We start from the raw sequence: 21039 nt of genomic DNA, 5'->3' as shown, positions 1-21039 counted from the left end.
ACAGAGTAAAGCTCCTACTCAGAAAGTGGAGATCTTGGCGAGATTCGTGTAGTCGTGGGGTCAGCGCGCTGAACTTGGGATGTTCAGAGGGGGCTGCATGCGTGTCGGCATGACATGGCCGCTGCTTGGCCGCGGCCAGGAGCTCGCGCTGCTCGAATCAGTACTCACCGACGTCATCGAAGGCCGGGCGCAGGTCAACGGCGTCGCGTTGTACGGGATCTCCGGCGTGGGAAAGACCAGGTTGCTACGGGCGGCACTCGCCTGGGCGGCCGAATGCGGCTATACGACGCAGTTCATCAGGGCGACGAAAGCAACAGCGTCGGTGCCACTCGCCGCCGTCTCGAACCTGCTCGTCGGCGACCTGCCGGAAAACGGTTCGCAGTGGGCACCTTTTGATCTCTTCCACCTTGCCAACCGGCGGCTGCGTGCCTGGCGGGAGAAAGGCCCGCTGATCATCGCCGTCGACGACGCCCACCTGCTCGACGAGGCCTCGGCGGCGTTGGTGCACCATGTGGCCGCGTCCGGGACCGCGGCGGTCCTGCTGACTGTCCGCAGTGGACAGCGTGCGACCGACGCGATCGTCGCGCTGTGGAAGGACGAGCTGGTCCAGACTTTCGACGTGGGCGCGCTGCCGAACCCGGTGATCGACGAGCTGGTGCGGCGGACGTTGCCGGGCCAGGTCTCCGGGATCGCAGCCGCGCGCCTGCGCCGTCTGGCCGAGGGGAATCCGCTGTACCTGCGGGAGCTGCTGCACGCGGGAATCCAGACCGGCACGTTGCACGACGACACCGGGATCTGGGAGTGGTCCGGTTCCGGCGGGGCGTGGCGGCTTCGTGAGCTGGTGCTGGCCCGCGTGCAGGCAGCCGGGCCCGACGCGCAGGCCGTGGCCGAGCTGGTCGCCTGCGGTGAGCCGGTTCCCCTTGCCATGGTCGAGGATCAGGCCGGGCTGACCGCCGCCGAACAGGCCGGGCTGGTGGAACTCGTGGTGGACGAACGCCGGTCCGACGTCCGGCTCTGCCATCCGGTCTACGGCGAAGTGCTCCGGGACGCGCTGCCGCCGATCCGGGCGCGTGCGGTGTACCGGCGACTGGCGGAATGGCTTGGCAAGACTCCCCTGCGCCGGCGTGATGACGTGCTGCGGCTGGCAACTTGGCAGGTCGCCGCCGGTCTTCCGGCTGACATAAGGATATTGATACCCGCCGCGCTGCAGGCGGCCGCACGGCAGGACTTGGAGCTGGCGGAGCGGCTGGCCTGCCGCGCAGCCGAGACCAAAGAGCCCGTCGCGGTCACTGTGCTCGGGCACGTGCTGAGTTTCCGTGGGCGGCACCGTGACAGCGCCGCGCTACTGGCTGACGGCCCACCCATCGGCGCGGCACCGACCGAGCGCGGCCTCTGGGCCGTACAGCAAGCCAACACGCTGTACTTTGCTTTGGGGCGACAGGACGACGCGAAAGGCCTGCTGGGCACCGTACTGCCGGAAGCCCCGCCGAACAGCGGCATCGGCGGTCTTCAGCCGATGATGCTGCTGACCGAGTCACGTCTCGAGGAAGCGATCGCGTACGCCCTGCCTGTCCTCACCTCGGCCGACGAACTGGCGGACTCGCGGATCTTCGCCTACACGGCCGCCATGACGGCGCTGACGCTGATGGGCCGTACCGACGAGGCCCTGCTGCTGGCCGACGAAGGCGAGCAGCTCATGACCGCCCGGCGCAGCGAGATCCGGCTCGGCGGAACCTATTTTCGCATCGCGCGGTACACAACCCTGCTGTACAAGGGAAAACTGGCCGAATCCAGACAGCTGGCCGAACGTGAGTACCACAACGCGGCAAGCACAGGCGACAGCGTCGCCGTGGCGTTGTGGGCCGCCCATCGTGGGGTCCTCGCCCAAGTACGCGGCGACCTACGGCTGGCGGTCACCTCATTGCGTGAAGCCGTCGCCCTCGACGACCGCGAAGATCGGCATTCCTTCCACAGCCTGCACAAGATGAGCCTCGCGGGAGCGTTGGCCATGACAGGGGACACCGTCAACGCGGAGCAGTGGTTACGTCAGGCAGAGGAGAACGCCGCGACAATCCCACGCTTCTACGCAGCACACGCACAGACCAATCGCGCGAGAGTCGCAGCCGCTGGAGGCGACCAGCGGCAAGCGGCAGACCTGGCGCTGCAGGCGGCCGATCTGGCCCGGGAGCGCGGTCAGCTCACGCAGGAAGCGTTTGCGCTGCACGAGGTCGTCCGGCACGGAGCCGCCAGGCGCGTGTCGGGGAGGCTCACGGAAGTGGCCAACCGCACCGACAGCGACCTCGCAGCCGTCTTCGCCGACGCAGCCTACGCCCGGACTCGTTTCACAGGAGCACTGCTGGACGAGGTCGCCACATCGTTCAGCGTGCTCGACGCACCGCTTTTCGCCGCAGAGACCGCTATCGCGGCAGGCCATGCGTACTTCGCGGCGGGCCGGGTCGCGCAAGGAGCGATCGCGTTCGAACGAGGACGGATGTTCGCCTCCGAATGCCCGGATGCCCGCACATATGGCTTGGTCGTCAACACCTCGGCCGCGTCTTTGACCAAACGCGAGCGACAGGTCGCCTGGCTGGCAGCCACCTCGATGAGCAGCAGCACCATCGCGCAGCGGCTCGGCCTTTCGGTCCGCACAGTCGACAACCACCTCGGCCGCGTCTACACCAAACTGGAGGTCCCCAACCGCGTCGAACTCGCGAAAGTGTTGCTGCCCTCGACAACGTGATCGTCACTACGGGGAGACCGCGATCCTGACGTCGATCGGACTGTCAGGATCGAGAATGTAGTGCTCGGTAACGGTTGCGCGGTACAGGCGTAGGCGGGCGTCCCCAGTGACGTTGGCGGTGCCGAATTCCTTGAGGCCGCCGCGCACCGACGCCCGGGAGAACACACCCAACCCCGGTTCCAGCTCATCGTCCGGCAATTGCCTGGCAGTGGCCACCATGTAGACGGCCTGCCCGGTAAGCGGCCGGACGGTGGAGTCGTACACAACGATCGCCAGTTCCGGGCGTACTTCCAGATTCCTCGAGTGGCGTGCGTCCGTTGCGGAAACCCAGTACAGGTGGCGATAGTCCTCAGTCGCGAACCACACCGGCGAGGCCCACGGCACACCGGCCTCATCCGCGGTGGCCAACGTCATGAACGAGTTCGCATCCAGCACCGCACGTGCGATCGAATCCCCAGACATGGCGCGCAGCCTATGCGATCGGTTGGAACGCTCCCCTCCGGCGAGCGAAACTGAAGCTCAGCCGAGCATCCGCGTGCAGTAGCGGACGAACTCGTCCGCACGCCGGTTCAGCCGCATGGTGCGCGGCCAGGCGATCACCACTCTGGCATCAGGCACCGGCTCGGCGATTTCCTTGATCACGACCGGATATCCCTCGTATGTCCGGTCGTTGGCTGGGCGCTGCACCAGCAGTGCGTAACCCATTCCGCGACCGACAAGGGCCCGCGTCAGCTCGTAGGTGGTCGGCCGGTACGTCACCCGGGGCACCAGATTGAGGCGTTGGTAGATCGCGAGAGTGTCGTGTGAGCTGGGTGGCGCGCTCAGCAGCACCATGGGTTCGGGCGTGAGTTCTTCGAGCGAGACCGTCGGCTGGGCGGCCATGGGGTGATCGGCGGGGAGCAGGATGTGCGGCCGGATCGTGTACAGCGTGGTCCGGGCCAGTTCCGGCGACACTTCCATGTCGTACAGCAGCGCGATGTCCAGTTCGCCGCTGAGCAGTCGTCGTTGGAGGACGTCCTGGGTGTCCTCGGTGAAGTCGATGGTGAGTCCGGGGTGGTCGGCTGAGAAACCCTGCAGGAGCGGCGGCAGAACGGTCGGCGCGAAGGTGACGTAACAGCCGACCGAGAGCACGCCGGTGAGTGGGCCCGCGCCCGCAGCGGCGCTTTGCAGGTCCTCCGCCTGACGCAACAGCTGCCGGGCGTGGTGCAGCACCTGGCTGCCGGATGGCGTCAGCGTGATGCCGTGGGCCTTGCGGCGCACGCACAGTTGCACTCCGAGTGCGTTCTCCAGCTCGGTCAGCGCCTGGGAGAGCGTCGGCTGGGAGACGTGGAGACGGCTCGCGGCGTTGCTGAGCGTGCCGCTCTCGGCGATCACCACGAAGTACTGCAGCTGCCGCAGGGAAAACCGACTCATAGGCTTTTCCTATGTCGTTCAGAGATTTCTTGTACTTTACCAATGAATGCGGTGGTGTCACGGTGTGTGCAGGGCAATCTGGAGGTGGGCATGGCGGCCAAACCGTTCGCGTCCTCGGCCGATCTGGCCGAGAAGACCGAAACGCTCGAGATCCTCGCCGACGGCGTCTACGCGCTCACCGCGGAGGGCGACCCGAACGTCGGGGCGATCGAGGGAGAGGACTTCCTGGTCGCGTTCGAGGCCAGGGCGACCCCGGTCGCGGCGCGGGAATGGCTGGACAGGCTGCGTGAGCACACCGGAAAGCCAGTCCGCTACCTGGTGCTCAGCCACTACCACGCGGTGCGCGTGCTCGGTGCGTCCGCGTTCGACGCCGACGTGATCATCACGCATGAGAACACCCGGAAACTGATCGCCGAACGGGGCAAGCAGGACTGGGACAGCGAGTACGGTCGGATGCCCCGGCTGTTCAAGGAGCCCCAGTCGATTCCTGGCCTGACGTGGCCGGACGTCACCTTCTCCGACCGGCTGGCCATCGATCTCGGCGGTGACCGTGGTGAGTTGGTCCTGCAGTACTGCGGGCGTGGCCACACCGCGGGTGACATCGTCGCGTGGCTGCCGCGTCAGCGTGTGCTGTTCGCGGGCGACCTCGTGGAGGCGCAGGCCGCGCCCTACACCGGGGACGCGTTTCACACAGATTGGTCAACCGGGACGCTCGATCGGGTGAAAGCGTTCGAGGCGGAAGTCCTTGTCGGCGGGCGTGGCGTCGTTCCGCGTGGCCGGGACGCGGTGGACGCCGCGATCGAACAGACTCGGAACTTCCTGAAGGTCATGCTCGACAAGGTCGGCGCGGTGCATGCCCGGGGCGGAACCCTCAAAGAGGCGTTCCACGCCACCCACGAGGCGCTCGCGCCCCAGTACGGCCGCTGGCCGATCTTCGAGCACTGCCTGCCGTTCGACGTGCAGCGCCTGTGGGACGAGTTCGACGGCATCGACTGGCCACGGATCTGGACCGCCGACCGCGACCGCGAGGTCTGGAACCAGCTGCAAGGGGCGTGAGATGCCCTCGTCGTACGACGCGACACCGGTCGCGGTCATCGGCAACGGCCCCGTCGGGCAAACGGCGGCGCTGTTGCTTGCCCGGTGGGGCATCCGGGTGCTGCTGCTCGACCAGCGACCCCGCCGGGACGCGGTGGGCTCGAAGGCGATCTGCCAGCAGCGGGATGTCCTGGACATCTGGATGTCGGTCGGCGCGGGCCGGATCGCGCACGAAGGGCTGACCTGGACCACGTCCCGCACCTTCCACCGCGACCATGAGCTGTTCGCCTGGTCCTTCATGGACACTGGACGTTCGCCCCTGCCGCCGTTCGTGAACCTCTCCCAGGGCCGTACCGAGGCGATCCTCGACGAGTGCATCGCCGCCCAGCCCTTGATCGACGTGCGATGGAACCACGAAGTCGTTGACATCGAACAGGATTCCACCGGGGTGACGCTCACGTGCACCACCGGTACTGTGCGTGCGGCGTACGCCATCGCGTGCACAGGCTCACGCAGTGAGGCAATCCGGAGCCTGCTCGGTGTCACATTCGACGGGCAGAGCTTCGATGACCGGTTCCTGATCTGCGACATCAAGGCGGACCTGCCGGGCTGGGAGACCGAGCGCCGGTTCTACTTCGACCCGGCCTGGAACCCCGACCGCCAGGTCCTCATCCACCCGTGCCCGGATTCGACGTACCGCATCGACTGGCAGGTGCCCGACGACTTCGACCTCGACGCCGAACAGGCAGCCGGGCGGCTGGACGCGCGGATCCGGCAGATCATCGGCGACCGGCCGTACGAGATCGTGTGGAAGTCGGTGTACCGGTTCCATTCCCGCTGCGCCGACCGGATGCGCGCCGGCCGGGTCCTGCTCGCGGGCGACTGCGCGCACCTGGTCTCCCCCTTCGGCGCACGGGGCCTGAACTCCGGGGCCTCCGATGCCGAGAACGCCGCTTGGAAGATCGCCTTCGTCCTGCACGGCTGGGCACCGGAGACCCTGCTCGACAGCTACCACGACGAACGGCACGCCGCCGCACTGGAGAACATCGACGTCACCGGCACCACCATGCGTTTCCTCGTCCCCCAGGACGAAACGCAATGGCGCAGCCGCCGTCGCATGCTCGAAGCCGCGGCCACCGAGCCGGAACTTCAGTCCAAAATAGACTCAGGCCGGTTCGCCGAACCGTTCTGGTACCCCGGTTCGCCCCTCACCACCCCCGATCCGGTCCGTCCCTTCGCCGGGAGGCCACCGCGCGGCCAGACGCCCTCACCAGGACCAGGAATCCTCATCCCGGACGCCCGCATATCCCCCGCAGGCAGGCTACGCGAACTGGTCCGTGACGGTTTGCTCATCCTCACAACGGAAAGCGTCGACAGGGCCGCTGTCGCCACGGCGGTCGAAGAGATCACTGAGGCACCGCAACGCGTGATCAGCCTCGCCGACATCGATCTCGACCCGGCCGTCCTCGGCGCCAAGGACGGCGAGGTGTGGCTGATCCGACCGGACGGCTACGTCGCCGCGGTCCTCCTCAGCCCGGCCCCGCAGGCCATCGCCGCGGCTGTCCGCCGTTCACTCGGGTTTCCCCAGGTCGCGAGCGTGGACAGGGTAGCGTGACGGAGACTTCCGGCCAACCAGACGCGGGCACCAGCACCGTTATGCGCCATCGCAGGATGCGCTGCACGGCAGCCACCCGATCCGCCTGGGACAGACGTGCTCCGCGTCCTCCCACTGGAGCCTGGGTGAGTAGCCGCCTCGTGTTCGACCCGTCCGCCAAAGGCTGTGACGAACAGATGCGGCAACGGCCCGGAAAATCCCCCGGAACTCAGTTCCGTAGGACGGCCTGGATCTCGAGGCTGATCGCGATCCTGTCGCCGACCGCGACACCGCCTGTGTCCATCGGGGTGGCCAGGTCGATGCCGAAGTCGCCGCGGCTGACCTGCGCGGTCGCGGAGAATCCGGCCCGCACGCCGCCGAACGGGTCCGGGCCGAACCCGTTGAGCTCAATGGCCAGCGGGACGTAGCGGGTGACGCCGTGCAGCGTCAGGTCACCGTCGACGACCCAGCCCTCGTCGGCCTGGCGCACGCCGGTGGAGCGGTAGGTCATCGTCGGGTACTTCTCGACCTCGAAGTAGTCAGCGGAACGCAGGTGGGCGTTGCGCCGCTCGTTGCCGGTCTCGATGGACGCCAGGTCGATCGACGCGGTGACCGACGAGGACAGCGGGTCCTCGCCCGTGACGATCGTGACGTCGAACTTGGTGAAGCGGCCACGCACCTTGCTGATCATGAGGTGCCGGACGGTGAAGGCGACCTCGGAGTTGTCCAGTTCGGCCGTCCAGGTGCCGGTCAGGTAGCCAGGGATCGCGAGTGCTGAATTCATGGTCATATCCAGGCGACGAACAAACGCCCGCCGTGGGGACGAGCCGATCAGAATTCTTCGAGTCGCTGTGTGAGGAACCGTTGCTCGGGGGTCGATGTGGCCAGGTCGAGCGCCCGGCTGTACGCCGCTCGGGCCTCGTCATCGCGGCCGAGACGTCGCAGCAGCTCGCCGCGCGCTGAGTGGAAGTAGAGGTAGCCGTCCAGGTCGAGACGGTCGATGGCCTGCAGCCCCGCATCGGGGTCGCCGGCCTGGGCGAGCGCGACGGCGCGGTTGAGCTCGACCACCGCCGAGCCGGTGAGTTCGACCAGCCGCCGGTACAGCTCGGCGACCTGCGGCCAGTCGATCTCCTCGGATGTCTGCAGGGACGCGATCGCGGCCTGCAGGACGTAGGCGCCGCGACCGCCCAGCGCGATCGCCTTGTCAAGCACCGCCTGTCCGGCCTCGATCTGGTGCGTGTCCCACAACGAACGGTCCTGGTCTTCGAGCAGCACGAGGTCCTCGCCGGAGAACCTGGCCCGCCGCCGGGCGTGATGGATCATCATCAACGCGAGCAGCCCGCGTACCTCCGGCTCGTCCGGCATGAGCGCGGCGAGCACCTGCCCCAGCCGGATGGCTTCGGCACCGAGGTCGACCCGGCCGCCGTAGCCCTCGTTGTAGATCAGGTAGATGACGGCCAGCACGGCGTCGACACGCTCGGGAAGCAGGTGGGCGGCGGGAACCGCGAACGGGATCCCGGTCGCTTTGATCTTGGTCTTGGCACGGGTCAGGCGGCGTTTCATCGTCTCCTCGGAGACCAGGAACGCCCTGGCGATCTCAGCGGTCTGCAAGCCGCCGAGGGCCCGCAGCGTGAGCGCCACCTGGCCGTCCAGCGGCAACGCCGGATGGCAGCAGGTGAAGATCAGCTCGAGCCGTTCGTCCTTGATGACAGTGTCGTCGAACTCGTCCATGGTGGCCTCGGGCACCGGCAGCAGGTGGATCTTCTCGGCCAGGGTGCGTTCCCGGCGGATCCGGTCGATCGCCCGGTTACGGGCCGTGGTCACGAGCCAGGCTCCCGGATTGGCCGGCTCGCCCGACACAGGCCAGCGCTCGGCCGCGATCGTGAACGCCTCCTGCGCGGCTTCCTCGGCCTTGTCGAAGTCGCCGAGGAACCCGACCAGCGAGGCCAGCACCCGGCCCCACTCGTCCCGGAAGACCTCCGCCAGCGCGGTCAGGGCTGGACCACCGGCCTGACCTCGACCGTGCCGCCGTGCCGTGCGGCCGGGATACGTGCGGCCAGTTCGATGGCCTCGTCCAGATTGGCCGCCTCGATCAGGTACAACCCGCCGAGCACCTCCTTGGTGTCCGCGAACGGGCCGTCGGTCATCAGCGTCCGGCCGCCGACCACACGCACGCTGGTGGCCGTCTCGGCGGGCTGCAACTGCGCACTGCCGATGCAGCGGTCATCGTCGGCCAACGCCCGATACTCGACCTGCGCCGCCGAGCGTTCCGAGTCGGGCAGCGTGTCCAGATAGCCGGGATCGGTGTAGATCATCAGGGCGTACTGCATGCAAACCTCCTGGACAAGTGGCTTTCGGCTACATGACGAACGAGCAGCCACGCAAGGGACACCAGGACCACGACAATTCTGCGACACGATGGGGAAGGCACCTCAACACGGGCCCAGCACAGTCGGCGCCATGACGCACGTTCAGTTGTCTACCGCGCGCCGGACGCATCTGCCCGCCTTGGACGGGTTGCGGGGTGTCGCGATCCTCGGGGTGCTGCTGTTTCACACCGGCTCCCTGCCCGGTGGTTTCCTCGGGGTGGACCTGTTCTTCGCCTTGTCGGGTTACCTCATCACCGATTTGCTGCTGCGTGAGATCGGCACGACCGGCACGGTATCGCTGGTCGCCTTCTGGGGCAGACGAATCCGCCGGCTGGTGCCCGCGTTGGCGGCCATGCTCGCCGGTGTCGCCGTGCTGGTCTGGGCGATAGGGCCGCCGGACATGGTGCGGACGACGCTCGCGGACGGCCCGTGGGTGCAGCTGAACCTGGTCAACTGGCATCTGCTCGCGGAGTCGGCGAGTTACTGGGACCAGTTCGGACCGGCCCGCGTATTCGGGCACCTGTGGAGCATCGCGGTCGAGGAACAGTTCTACTTGGTATGGCCGGTGCTCCTGCTGCTCATCGGCCGCACCGGGCACCGCGGGGTCGCTCTCACCGCCGCCTTGGCCTCAGTCGCCTCGTTGGTGTTGATGATCGCGCTCGTCACCTCGGCGGATCCGACCCGGGTCTACACCGGCACCGACACCCGAGCGTTCTCGCTGTTGCTGGGCGCCGCAGTCACCACCCAGCCAGTGCGTGCCATGCTCGCGGGCCGATGGACAGGTGCTGTGGCGGCGTTGCTGGCGGCTGGAATCGGCACGGCATGGTTCCTCGCCGATGGAGTGAATTCGTTGTGGCTGTTCACCGGCGGGCTTTTCGGCCACTCGCTGGCTTCCGCCTTGCTGATCGGGCTTTGCGTGCAGGCACCGGAAGGATCGCTGCTCACCAGAGTCCTTGCCTGGCAACCACTGCGGTGGTTCGGGTTGATCTCCTACAGTCTGTATTTGTGGCACTGGCCCGTTTTCGTGCTGCTCTCCGCCCACAGCGTCTGGGTCCAGTGGGCCGTGTCGATCGCCTTGGCAGCGCTGTCGAAGTACCTCGTCGAAGACCCGATCCGGTTCCGCGCCAAGTGGGCCAGAGGGCGAAGCGGGTTGTTCGCGTTCATCGCGCTCATGATCGCTCTCGCCGTGCTGTGGCTGGCACTGCCCGCTCCGGCCCCGGTCACGATCGACATCACCGAACTCACTTGATCAGCGGGCAGGTCCGAAGTTTGTCCGACTCCGGGGTGGGCTGCACGAATTGGAGCTGCACCTTCGTGCTCTTCGATCCGCCACCCTGGACGTGGACACCCAGCGCCGTGCACGCCATCTGGTCGATGCCCAACGGGGTCACGTCCTGGATCGTCAACGGCACCAGGATGTTGATCACGTCCGGGGTGGTGGTCACCACGACCTGTGTCGTCGTGTTCGGCGTGATCTCCGTGTGCAGGCCCGAGCGGCCAGGGCCCGTCAGCAGCAAGGACATCGCCTCTGTGATCGAGCCCAGACGCCCCCTTGCACGTGGCTGCGCCCGCAGTTCGCCACGCGCGTCGACGAAATACAGCGTCACCCCAGGCGCCACACCTGTCGGCGCTTCGCCGCCGTCGGTCACACCGGAAGGCTGGACACCACAGCCGGCAAGCAGCAAAACCGCTGCCACCAAACAGATCCGTTTCACAAACCCTCCCGCGGCAGCCGCAGCACGAACCGTGCACCGCCACCGCTGACGTTGCCCGCGGTGAGGTCGCCGCCATGCAGACGGGCATTCTCCAGCGCGATCGCCAGCCCTAGCCCGCTGCCCGGGGTGCGGGTGCGTGCGGCGTCGGCCTTGTAAAACCGGTCGAACACGTGCGGCAACGCACGCTCGGACAGGCCGGGTCCGTTGTCGGTGACCTCGATCCACACCTGCTCACGGGACACGGAGACGCGCACACGCACTGGCGGTCCGCCGTGCCGCAGGGCGTTTCCGGCCAGATTGGCCACGATGACGTCCAGCCTGCGCCGGTCCAGCCGCAACCGGATCCCGTCCGGGGCCACCAGTTCGACCTGGTCCAGCCAGCCCCGGGCACGCAGGCAGTCCCGCACGGCACCGGCCACGTCGACCTCCTCCACCCGCAGCCGCGCCGTACCGGCGTCGAAGCGGGACACCTCCATCAGGTCCTCCACGAGCCGGACCAGCCGATGGGTTTCGGTGATCGCCAGCTGCGCGGACTCCCGGGCGTCCGGTTCCATCTCGTCGGTCACCACCGCCAGCACCTCCACCACCGCCGTCAACGTGCTCAGCGGGGTGCGCAGCTCGTGGGAGACATCGGCGGCGAACCTCCGGGCGTCGGCTTGCATCCGCTGCATGGCCGCCATCGACGTCTGCACCGACTCGGCCATCTCATTGATGGTGACGGTCAGTTCGGCCAACTCGTCGGCGCCTTGTGGTGACGACCGCGCGCCGAGATCACCAGCGGCCAACCGGCGCGCGGTGTCACGGAGCCTCCGTACCGGGCGTAGCACGCTGCCCGCGGCCAACAGTGCCAGCACCACTGCCAGCGGCAACGCCAACGCGGCGGTGATGACCGCGGACCTGGTGAGGCCGTTGATCTGCTGCTCGACATCGGTGAGGTCGTGCACGGAGTACACCTCGATGCCGGAGGCAGTGCGGGTGCCGTCGGGCGCGGTGATCGTGATGGGCGTGCCGATCAGCAGCCATGGTTTGTCGTTGGCAGTGACTCGCTGCGTGACGAGCCGATTCTGGGAACGTACGGTCGCGCGCAGCGCATCGGTGACCAGGTCGGTTCCCGCGCCGGACACGGACCGCGAATTCTCGTAGGTGACCAGCGTGTTCGCGCCCACGGCCACGCGCACCCGGTCGAGTGCTGCCTGGTCCGGCGGGTACTTCAGCTCGGGGGTGATCGCGCTGATCTGGCTGGTGACGGTCTCGGTGAGCCGCTGTTGAGCCGAGGTGACCAGCGCGGTGCTCGCCGATTCGGCACTCGACCAAGCCGCCGCAGCCGCGCCGAGCACAGTCACCGACACGAAGGCGAGCAGCAAGCGACCGCGCAGCCCGGTCATACCGGTCCGAAGCGGTAGCCGAATCCACGCACGGTCTGCACGTACTCCGGGGTCGCCGGATTGGCCTCGATCTTTGCCCGCAGCCGTTGCACACAGTTGTCGACCAGCCGGGAATCACCGAGGTAGTCGTGCTCCCACACCTCTTCCAGCAGCTGTTGCCGGCTGAACACCCGGCCCGGTGCCCTCGACAAGGTCAGCAACAGCCGTAGCTCGGTCGGCGTCAGCATCACCTGCTCGCCATTCGACGACACCGTCAGAGCCGTGGTGTCGATGTGCAGGTCACGGTGCACCCGCATGCCGTCTGGGCCGCTCGTGCTGCGGCGCAAGACCGCGCGGATGCGCGCGTCCAGCACGGTGGGCTGTGCCGGTTTGATGACGTAGTCGTCCGCGCCCGCCTCCAGGCCGCCGACGACGTCGAAATCGTCGCCACGCGCGGTCAGCATGATCACAGGTGTCTCGCCGGACGCCCGGATGCGCCGGCACACCTCGAAACCGTCGATGCCGGGCAGCATCAGATCGAGCACCACCAGGTCAGGCGTGGCCGATCGGAACTGGCGCAGGCCGTCCTCGCCGGTGTCCGCGGTGCGGACGTCATGGCCGTGCCTGCCCAGCGCGAGCTGAAGCCCACGCCTGACCAGTGGATCGTCCTCAATGAGCAGAATCGCCGCCACCCGTCCAGTATCAACAAGGACAGCCGTGCCGGCCGGTCTTGCGACACAACCAGGACATGGCAGCGCAGATGCTGGGACACGGCAGCGGCACCGTCGAAGCCATGATCAAAACACGAAGTCTCGCCCTCGGCCTGCTGCTGCTGACCGCGGCGTGTTCCAGCCCGTCCACGGCCGCCGGGCCCGGACTGTCCACAGTGCTCTTCCTGGGTGACTCCATCGCGGCGGGCGAGGCGTTGCCGCTGGCTGCGGCGTTCAAGGCCAGTGGGACGGGGTTCCAGTCCATCGCCTCCGAGGGCGGCGGGAACGTCGTCGGACCGTTCTCCGACGAGAACTGGAAGAAGCTGCCCGAGCAGATCACCTCCGCCAAACCGGCCGTGGTCGTCTACCAGATCACCACCTACGACTGGGGCAACCAGCAGGAACAGCGTGCCGCCTACGACAAGCTGCTCACCACGGTGACCGGGGCAGGCGCGAAACTGGTCTTCGTCACCGCGCCACCGATCAGGCCCGACGACTTCTACCGGCCGCACATGGCCGACCTGGACCGCACTGCCGAAGTCGCCCGAACGGTCGCGGCAGGTTCTTCCGGCAAAGCCGGCGTGCTCGACGCCAACGCGGTCTGGGGCAGTACCTACCAGCAGACCAAGGACGGCAAAGCCGACCGCAGCGCCGACGGCATCCACACCTGCCCCCAGGGAGCCGCACGCTTCACAAACTGGCTGCTCGGCGAGCTGGCGAAGCAGTTCACCGGCTTCACCCCCGCGCCCGCACAGGACTGGGCCAACACCGGCTGGTCCGCTGACCAGCACTTCAAAGGCTGCTGATCAGCGGACCGGGGGTCGCTCAGCAGACGAGGTAGGCGCGGATCACGGTCTGGTCCACGGCAGTGCCGTCTTCAGCGGTGGCGACGACCCGTAGCGACACGGCCTGTTTCGACCGTAGTTCGGTGGGCAGTACGAGCCAGCGGCCGTGAACCTGCGTGGCCTTGAACTCCCGCCAGGTGGTGCCGTCGTCCGTCGACCCGAATACCTTGACCGTCTTCGCCTTCGCGCTTATCCAGAAAGGCACGTTGGCCGGGGCCGCGTTGTACTGGTCTACTGGCACGTCGTAGCCGACCTCCTGCAGAGCCACCGGGGTCTCGGCGGAGGTGCGCTCCGAACGGAACCGCCAGGTTGACGTGATCTCCGTGGACACGCGCCAGTACGGTTCGGCACGTTTCGCGGTCACGGCCAGCTCGTAGGTTCCCGCCGCCGCGGGCAGGCGTTCGAAGTAGCCGAACCCCGGCTGTGACGAAGCACCGATCACCGCTCCGTCCCGGCGCAGGGTGGTCGTTCCGCTGTCGGCGAGCAGATCGGGTGCCATCGGTCCAAAGTGGCCAGGACCGGACATCATCGGGATGCCCACGCGCAAAGTGTCCCCGGCCCGGCCGACAACCGGCCGCTGCGAGTCCAGTCGTGGCGCGAACACCCCTCGGTGGTGGGCGATCCGGTACGTACGACCCCGCTCGTAGACGACCGGGCTCGTGCGCTGGAGTCCGCCTTCGACGCTGCTGCCCAAGCTGGCCCAGTGCTGCCACTCGCCTGGCGTGTAGTACTCCACCCTGCGCATGGGAACCTGGGTCGGAATCGACTGCACGCCAACAAAGCCGATCACCGGTGTGGCCGGCAGCGACGCGCTGCTGCCGATGCCGGCCACACCGGCCGCCGCGTACTCAGTGTCCACTGTGCTCAGATCACGCCTGGTGGCCCGGTAGGTCCGACCGGCCGGAAGGCCACTGTCATCGGTGAACATGAGGTGGTAGACGAACGGACTGGCGCCCTGGTCCCGCACCCGGGCGGCGATGCCCGCACCGGTCAGCCGATCGAACTCCCAGCCCGCGACAAGCACCGGAATAGTGGACGCTTCCGAGAGGAAGATCCCGAATCGTTGCGGCGGATACACAACTGCTTTCGCGCCCGCCGCGGTCACGGCGGCAACCTGAAGCGTCGGATCGTCCTTCTCGCCCACGCGCAGCAGGACGATCTTGCCGCGCAGGTCCAGCCTCGCGATCTCTTCCGGTGTGCCCATTCCGCCGTCCACCACGGGTGCGGTCAGATCCTGCGCCCGGGCACTGTTGATGGCGTAGTCGACGGGAACTTCGAACCGTCCCGTCGTGACGAGTGAAACCTGTGGCCGCGCCCAGGTCGAGTGCGTGTAGTAGCGCAACTGCGGGTGCCGCGCGGGAATGGAGGAATACGGCAGCGGAGCCGGGTAGTCCACCTCGATCGCCGCGCTCCCGCCGTTGGTGAACACCATGCCCGTACCGTCGGCGCGCCTGATCTGCCTCGCCTCAGGTTCGCCGTCGACGGCTATGTTCACAGGCTGGGACTTGCGGGCGTCCAGCACCACTTCGGTAGCCGCGTTCACCTCGATATCCGGCTGGGCGGCGTTGATCACAGCCTTGGCACGGAACTGGTCATCCCGTTCGACGATGCTGCCCACAAGCGTGTACTTGCCCTTCGGCACACGGACAGTCGAGCCATCCGGCCCCACGACAGGGAAGTTGACGAAGCTGCCGTCCGAGTTGCCCAGAATCAGGTTCGGCAGACTGGCTGGTGTCCCGTCCCTGCCTAGGGTCCTGATGTGCAGGTTGTGGTGCTCGCCCTCGATGCTCGTCCCCAGAAGCACGCGCGGCCCGGGACGGCCGTCCACTCTCGACGAGACAGTGCCACCGAACAGACCCGGACGGCCTACGGACGGCGTGAGCGTGACGGTGACCTGTGCCGTTCCCCCGCCGGGAATCGTCAGTGATGAAGGGCTGATCGCGAACAGGCCGGCAGGCGCGTCCGTGACCTCGGTTGTGAGGCCCATTGTGAGCGGTGTGCTGCCGTTGTTCCTGTAGGTAATGGTCTTCTGCTGGACGGGCTGGCTGCTCGGCGGCCACGACAGCATGCCGAAGTTCACTGCGGCGACGTCCGGCAGGACCTGCGCGGACATCGCGGCGGGAACGTCCACAATGCCGCTTCCGAGCGCATAGACAGGCTGTCCGGCAGCAGGTTTGGCATTGGCGACGAGAGCGGACTTGAGTTCTCCCGCGCGCCAGCCGGGATTGCGCTGGGCGAGCAAGGCTGCAGCACCCGCGACATGTGGGGTCGCCATCGATGTTCCGGACAATGTTGTGTACGAGCCACTCCCGGCAGTGCCGGCCGCTCTGGCTGCCGTGATCGCGGTCCCCGGCGCAGCGATCTCCGGCTTGACGGCGTCGTCACCGATGCGCGGTCCGCGACTGGAGAAGTCGCTCAACGCGCCTTCCTTCGTCACGCTGCCCACAGCCAACGCCGCGTCCGCCGCTGCCGGTGCGCTGATCGAGCGATCCCGGCCGAAGTTGCCGGCGGCTACCACGAACAGGGCACCGGTCTTGGCAGTCAACTCGTTCACGGCTTGGCTGAGCGGATCCGTACCGTCGGACACGAAGTCGCTGCCGAGGCTCATGTTCACCACCCGCGCCCCGGAGTTCGCCGCCCACTCCATTCCGGCGATGATCGACGACGACATGCCCGAGCCGTCGTCCCCGAGCACCTTGCCGACCAGCAGGCTCGCCTCCGGCGCCACCCCGGTGTACTGGCCACCCCGCCCAGCGATCGTCGAGGCGACGTGCGTGCCGTGCCCGTGATGGTCCACGACGTCGGCATCACCCGCTTCGGTGAAGCCCTTGGCCTCGGTCACACCTGCGAGATCCGGATGAGTGGGGTCATAACCGGTGTCGAGCACAGCGATCTTGACACCGCTGCCCCGCACACCGCTCGCCCAGGCCTGCGGCGCGCCGATCATCGGCACACTGCGGTCCAGGGATGCCTTGACTTTCGCGTCCAGCCAGACCCGTTCCCCGGCCCGCACCGGCCACTTCTTATCCTTTTTGGACAGTTTGGTGGCGGCCAGACCGGACTTGCGCTGCGGGGAAGACACCAGCAACGGCAGATCCGCCCGCCGGGCGTCGTCGTACCCCTGGGCGATCAACCCGGAGACATCGAACAGCTTGCGGTCAAGCTGCCCCGAACCAAGCGCGGGCAACGCGTCGTCCGGGATGACCTGCACCCGGCCCTGCGCGTACTGGCGGTGGAAGACCATCCGCTCCCGGCCCGGAGCCGGAACGACATTGACCGCCGTCTGCCCACCCGCCGGAGTCAGGGTGACACGATCACCCGTGATGAGGGTGACCGTCGAACTTCGACCGGCCGCCGGGTCCACCGAGGGCGCCGCCGACGCCGAACCCGGATGACCGGCAGCCAGGAACACGGCCAGCACGGCCGCCACATTGCGTAACTTCACACCCTGCTTGTTTCCGCATCCCCGCAAAGCGCTGCCTAAGCCGGAGTAGCCTTGCTCGCCGGGCGTCACCTGAGTTTCCGTGGGGGAATCGTGAGCGACATATCCGTGACCACGAGGACGGCCAGTCCCGCCAGGGCAATCGGCGCCACCGTGGGATTCGCCGCCGTCGTCTGCGTCCTGTCACGGCTCCTGCTCGCGGGGCACGCGTTCGACCGAGTCTGGGCCGAAGACGGCGCCGTCTTCCTGGTCGACGCCCGCACGCACGGGTTCGGCTCCCTCATCGCCGAATACAGCGGATACGCGCATCTCGTACCCAGAATTCTCGCCCTCATCGGCTCCTGGTTACCCCTGGCCTACTATGCCTTGTTCACTGTCACCGTCTCAGCCGTCGTCGTCGGCTTACTTGCCTGGTACGTCTACGCCAGCGCACGACACACCACATCCAGCCCCACCTGGGCCCTCATCGCCGCACTGGCCCTGGCACTCGCGCCCGCCTACCGGGCCGAAGCACTCGGCAACCTCGCCAACCTGCAATGGTTCCTCTTACCCGCCGCGGCATGGGCGGTCATCGACACCCGCCGCACCCGCATCGCGCCCCTCGTCATCCTCGCCGCCGCAACCACCAGCCCACTAACAATCCTGTTGCTACCAGCCCTCTTGCTCACGCATGGCCGTACCGCCTTGCGCACCCCAGCAACCCTCGCCCTGGCCGCAGGACTCGGATTCCAAGCCGTCGTCCGGTTCGCCGGCATCCACTCCGTGGCCAATCCGGCACCCCGCTCCCCTGGCGTCTACCCAGCCATGGCCACCGAGATCCTCGAAAGCGTGGGCAGCACCCCCTGGGCACCCGCCATAGCTGGCATCATCCTCATCGTCCTCTGCCTCGCCGCATGGTTCGTCGGCGCACGAAAGAACCTGCCGGCAACCGCTTTTGTCGTCACATCAGCGTTATTCGTCGCAGTACCGACAGTCCTGAACGGCTCCGCGCAACCCCGCTACGTCGCCTGCGGCTTCGTCGCCCTTGTCTGGGCCGCCTGCCTCGCCGCCCCAGCACTCCGCCGCACCTTCGCCACCGGCCTGGCAGTCATCCTCGCGGCATCAGCTCTCCTCACATTCACCGCAGACCCCTACCGCGTATCCGGCCCCTCCTGGACCAGCGAAATCAACTCCCCTTGCGGCCCCGGCAAAACCCACCAAGCCGACCTCAGCCCCCAAGACTGGGGCGCTATCCCCCTACCCTGTTGATCACATCAGGTTGAGCGGCACGTCCCCCTCGGAACACGCAGTCAGTATCGCCGCTGCCGGAATTCGGCCATCAACCGGGCCGCGAGTTCTTCCGCCACTTCATCCGGGTGCCGAATGAACTGCTCTCCGGGCAACGAATCGTCAGGCAGAACACGAACCTCATTCCTCATACCAAGGCCGGATGCGCGATTGCGTGGCATGCGCTGCACACTGTCCTCGGTGACCATGATGGCCGGCTGAATACCGATGACCGGAACGATTCCCGGTGCGGGAGTCAGGTCGATTGCCGCAAGGATCTCCAGCAGCCGGCGGATCCGGGAGACGAGATCTGCCGGATCCAGCACTGCACCCATGCTGTCGCGTGGCAACGGCGTCCACCCGGACATCTGGCCGGAACGCAGCACCGCGATCCCGGCCGGGGAGGTTTCATATTCGGTGGTGTGGACCGCAGCACCCACTCCTGTCTGCCCTGACCACAGCTTTTCTGTGCCGTTGAACAGACCTAGGGTTCTCCCAAGCGAGTCAAGTTCGTCCGGCAACCGCTCCAAACGACGAACCTCAAGGCGTCGTGATGCATCCGCGGGAACCAGGTGCACTTCCAGGGCAGCCGGCCCAGAGTCCGCACCTCGGGCGAGATCCGAGCGCCACTGCACGTCCACCGGGGCGTCCAGAACCACCCAATCGAGACCTTGACTGCCAGCTGGCTTTCCGATCAGTTCCGCGACGAAGTCCATGGCGAAACCCGCGGCGTTCCGCGCAGCGACCAGCTGCGATCCCTTGCTGTCGGCCAAGTACTTGTTTCCGTCAGCACGGTCGCTGATTCCCCGGACAGTCAGGGTGGGCAGGCCTCGGTTGAAGTGAGCGGCCTGCGCGGTTCCCGCACTCTCCATTTCGATCGCCGCCGCGTCGTTGTAGTTGCGACGCAACTGATCCGCGAGCGGAGTCGTCTGCGAGTTCAGCACCACCTCGCCCGCGGCGATCGCTCTGAAGTGGACCTTTCCCTCGGCCTGGCGGTCGCGATTGACGAGCCGGGCAAGCTGGTCCAGCTCGTGCGAGACCTCCCACGCCCGCGGCCGGGCGTAGAACCCGTCGGCTTCGTCGAGGCCACCGTGGTAGGCGTAGATCTTCGTGCCGACAACAACATCGCCGAGTTCGATGTCCGTTGCCAAGGCGCCTGCGATCCCGACGAACAACAGGGCACGCGGATCGAATTCGGCGATCGCACGCTCGGCGAGCACGGCCGCGGACGCATTGCCCTGGCCCGTCACAGCAAGAACGATCTCCCCGCCACCGCCGGGCAGCCGCCCCACTTCGAACTGGGTACCGGCGTGATGCACGTGCCTGCGGATCTCCGTCAGGTGCGCGCGAACCGCGTTGTACTCGACGTCCAGGGCAGTCAGCACCACCACTGTCTGGTTTCCGTTCTTACGCATTCGGCGCGTCAGCCATTCCCTGCTTGATCAACCCGTTCGCCGAACACGCCGCCTCACACGCCGCCAGGTCCCAGTCGGTGTACGCGAGGAAATACACGACGCGCAGCCGAGTCTCCGGGACGGCCATGAAGTAGTCGACCGCGGCGGCGAGAAGTGTTTCAGCCGTCGACATCAGGTCGCCGCCGCCGTCACCGGTACCCAGCAGTGGGAACAGGATCGTCTCGACCGGCGGGGTCAACTGCATCCGGTCGGCGGCGGCCAGGGCGTTGGTCAGGCACCGGCCGATCTCCCTGACCTGCCGGTATCCGGCTCCTGGTTCGCCCTGGACGGACGCGACATGGATGATCTGGCGGACTGCGTTGCGGCTCAGCTCGCCCGGATCGGTGGTGATCACGGTCCCGGCCGGGACCGGCCGACGGCCGGCGATCTTGCGGTCGAGCTCGTCGGCGATGTGGTCGTCGACCACCTGGCCGAGGTCGTCGCGCCGCGAACCCTCGTACCGGATGATGCTGGAGATCGAGTGCTCCTCCACCCGGGCCATCCGCATCGCGGTGTTCTCCGAGTTCACCCAGACGTCCGCGCACCGCGCCCGGCGGATGTCCCCGGTGACCACACCGATCCTGCGCTCCGGCGGATCGGGCAGGCGAGGCAGCCGGTAGAGGTGGATGTGGCTGGACGGCAACGGTGTCGCATGTCCGGAACCGGTGACCGGACTGTCCGGCTCAGCCGGTGCGGAGGTCTCCGTCAGCCGCCGGTGGGCCGCCTGCCACTCGGCGATGTCGACTTCCGGCGCGTCGCCGCCGGCCAGCCGGACACACGCGGCCAGAAACGTGCGGACGAACTGCCATGACGGCGCGGAAACACCGCTGACCTTGTCACTGATCGTGGACCGGGGATACGGATCACCAAGCCTGGCGGTCATCCTTTCGATGTCCCGGATCGACGGGTTTCCGCATGACGCCTGAAGCAGGCGCAGCCGTGCCGCGAATTCCGGGACCTGCCCTCTTCGCTGTCGGGGTGCGGGTTCCGAGGCCACCCCACCAGCTTATGCCGCGCCGCTGAGCATCGGCGACCGGCCCGTCCGGGCATGTCCGGAAATGTGGCCGGACGTCGGCCCGGACAGCGACATTT

General features: G+C 67.3%; 17 protein-coding genes. 6 read left to right on the top strand and 11 right to left on the bottom strand.

Going from position 1 to position 21039, the window contains the following annotated elements:
• Positions 1-97 precede the first annotated feature (97 nt).
• Complete coding sequence (locus JOF56_RS26485) at positions 98-2740, top strand: ATP-binding protein (RefSeq protein WP_209642209.1); 2643 nt, start codon at positions 98-100, stop codon at positions 2738-2740.
• A gap of 6 nt (positions 2741-2746) precedes the next feature.
• On the opposite strand, the gene JOF56_RS26480 is transcribed toward JOF56_RS26485, so the two are convergent.
• Together JOF56_RS26480 and JOF56_RS26475 are read right to left on the bottom strand one after the other, a co-directional pair.
• Positions 2747-3202 (bottom strand): pyridoxamine 5'-phosphate oxidase family protein, encoded by a 456-nt coding sequence (locus JOF56_RS26480; RefSeq protein ID WP_209642208.1) that lies wholly within the window; start codon positions 3200-3202, stop codon positions 2747-2749.
• A gap of 57 nt (positions 3203-3259) precedes the next feature.
• Positions 3260-4153 carry a LysR substrate-binding domain-containing protein gene (locus JOF56_RS26475; protein ID WP_209642207.1) on the bottom strand — a complete coding sequence of 298 codons (894 nt, stop codon included), beginning with the start codon at positions 4151-4153 and terminating at the stop codon, positions 3260-3262.
• 90 nt (positions 4154-4243) lie between these two features.
• Between JOF56_RS26475 and JOF56_RS26470 the strand changes: the two genes are divergently transcribed.
• Positions 4244-5209 (top strand): MBL fold metallo-hydrolase, encoded by a 966-nt coding sequence (locus tag JOF56_RS26470; protein WP_209642206.1) that lies wholly within the window; start codon positions 4244-4246, stop codon positions 5207-5209.
• A 1-nt stretch (position 5210) separates the two neighbouring features.
• The gene (locus JOF56_RS26465) at positions 5211-6803 is read left to right on the top strand and encodes an FAD-dependent monooxygenase (RefSeq protein WP_209642205.1); all 1593 of its coding nucleotides are present in this window, start codon (positions 5211-5213) and stop codon (positions 6801-6803) included.
• A 208-nt stretch (positions 6804-7011) separates the two neighbouring features.
• On the opposite strand, the gene JOF56_RS26460 is transcribed toward JOF56_RS26465, so the two are convergent.
• Genes JOF56_RS26460 through JOF56_RS26450 form a run of 3 tightly spaced genes read right to left on the bottom strand, consistent with a single transcriptional unit; the run spans position 7012 to position 9112 of the window.
• Positions 7012-7566, bottom strand: a complete 555-nt coding sequence (locus JOF56_RS26460; protein ID WP_245378410.1) for a YceI family protein — start codon at positions 7564-7566, stop codon at positions 7012-7014.
• A 47-nt stretch (positions 7567-7613) separates the two neighbouring features.
• The gene (locus JOF56_RS26455; protein WP_307855267.1) at positions 7614-8735 is read right to left on the bottom strand and encodes an RNA polymerase sigma factor; all 1122 of its coding nucleotides are present in this window, start codon (positions 8733-8735) and stop codon (positions 7614-7616) included.
• 38 nt (positions 8736-8773) lie between these two features.
• On the bottom strand, positions 8774-9112 hold the full coding sequence (locus tag JOF56_RS26450; protein WP_245378409.1) for a YciI family protein: 339 nt from the start codon (positions 9110-9112) through the stop codon (positions 8774-8776).
• 130 nt (positions 9113-9242) lie between these two features.
• On the opposite strand from JOF56_RS26450, the gene JOF56_RS26445 reads away from it, so the two are divergent.
• Positions 9243-10400 carry an acyltransferase family protein gene (locus JOF56_RS26445; protein WP_209642203.1) on the top strand — a complete coding sequence of 386 codons (1158 nt, stop codon included), beginning with the start codon at positions 9243-9245 and terminating at the stop codon, positions 10398-10400.
• Here JOF56_RS26445 and JOF56_RS26440 read toward each other — a convergent pair.
• From JOF56_RS26440 to JOF56_RS26430, 3 genes are read right to left on the bottom strand one after another with little or no spacing between them, the layout of a single operon-like run.
• Entirely contained in the window at positions 10393-10848 is a 456-nt protein-coding gene (locus JOF56_RS26440) for a hypothetical protein (RefSeq protein WP_307855266.1), read from the bottom strand. The genes JOF56_RS26445 and JOF56_RS26440 overlap by 8 nt on opposite strands.
• 14 nt (positions 10849-10862) lie before the next feature.
• The gene (locus JOF56_RS26435; RefSeq protein ID WP_209642201.1) at positions 10863-12251 is read right to left on the bottom strand and encodes an ATP-binding protein; all 1389 of its coding nucleotides are present in this window, start codon (positions 12249-12251) and stop codon (positions 10863-10865) included.
• A complete protein-coding gene (locus JOF56_RS26430; RefSeq protein ID WP_209642200.1) occupies positions 12248-12922 on the bottom strand; it encodes a response regulator in 675 nt (224 codons plus the stop codon). The genes JOF56_RS26435 and JOF56_RS26430 overlap by 4 nt, the downstream gene beginning before the upstream one ends.
• Before the next feature lie 56 nt (positions 12923-12978).
• On the opposite strand from JOF56_RS26430, the gene JOF56_RS26425 reads away from it, so the two are divergent.
• Positions 12979-13746: an SGNH/GDSL hydrolase family protein gene (locus JOF56_RS26425; RefSeq protein WP_209642199.1), complete on the top strand. Its 768-nt coding sequence runs from the start codon at positions 12979-12981 to the stop codon at positions 13744-13746.
• 19 nt (positions 13747-13765) lie between these two features.
• On the opposite strand, the gene JOF56_RS26420 is transcribed toward JOF56_RS26425, so the two are convergent.
• Positions 13766-17230: a S8 family peptidase gene (locus JOF56_RS26420; protein ID WP_209642198.1), complete on the bottom strand. Its 3465-nt coding sequence runs from the start codon at positions 17228-17230 to the stop codon at positions 13766-13768.
• Positions 17231-17320: 90 nt separating this feature from the next.
• On the opposite strand from JOF56_RS26420, the gene JOF56_RS59590 reads away from it, so the two are divergent.
• The gene (locus JOF56_RS59590) at positions 17321-18475 is read left to right on the top strand and encodes a hypothetical protein (RefSeq protein ID WP_209642197.1); all 1155 of its coding nucleotides are present in this window, start codon (positions 17321-17323) and stop codon (positions 18473-18475) included.
• Positions 18476-18516: 41 nt separating this feature from the next.
• On the opposite strand, the gene JOF56_RS26410 is transcribed toward JOF56_RS59590, so the two are convergent.
• Together JOF56_RS26410 and JOF56_RS60225 are read right to left on the bottom strand one after the other, a co-directional pair.
• A complete protein-coding gene (locus JOF56_RS26410; protein WP_209642196.1) occupies positions 18517-19908 on the bottom strand; it encodes a 5'-methylthioadenosine/S-adenosylhomocysteine nucleosidase in 1392 nt (463 codons plus the stop codon).
• A complete protein-coding gene (locus tag JOF56_RS60225; RefSeq protein WP_209642195.1) occupies positions 19901-20944 on the bottom strand; it encodes a macro domain-containing protein in 1044 nt (347 codons plus the stop codon). Before JOF56_RS60225 ends, JOF56_RS26410 begins: the two co-directional genes overlap by 8 nt.
• Positions 20945-21039 lie beyond the last annotated feature (95 nt).

The organism is Kibdelosporangium banguiense (assembly GCF_017876405.1).
In the GTDB taxonomy this organism is placed as follows: Bacteria; Actinomycetota; Actinomycetes; order Mycobacteriales; family Pseudonocardiaceae; genus Kibdelosporangium; species Kibdelosporangium banguiense.
The sequence above is the reverse complement of the archived record's forward strand: the minus strand, read 5'-3'. Positions and strand labels throughout refer to the sequence as shown.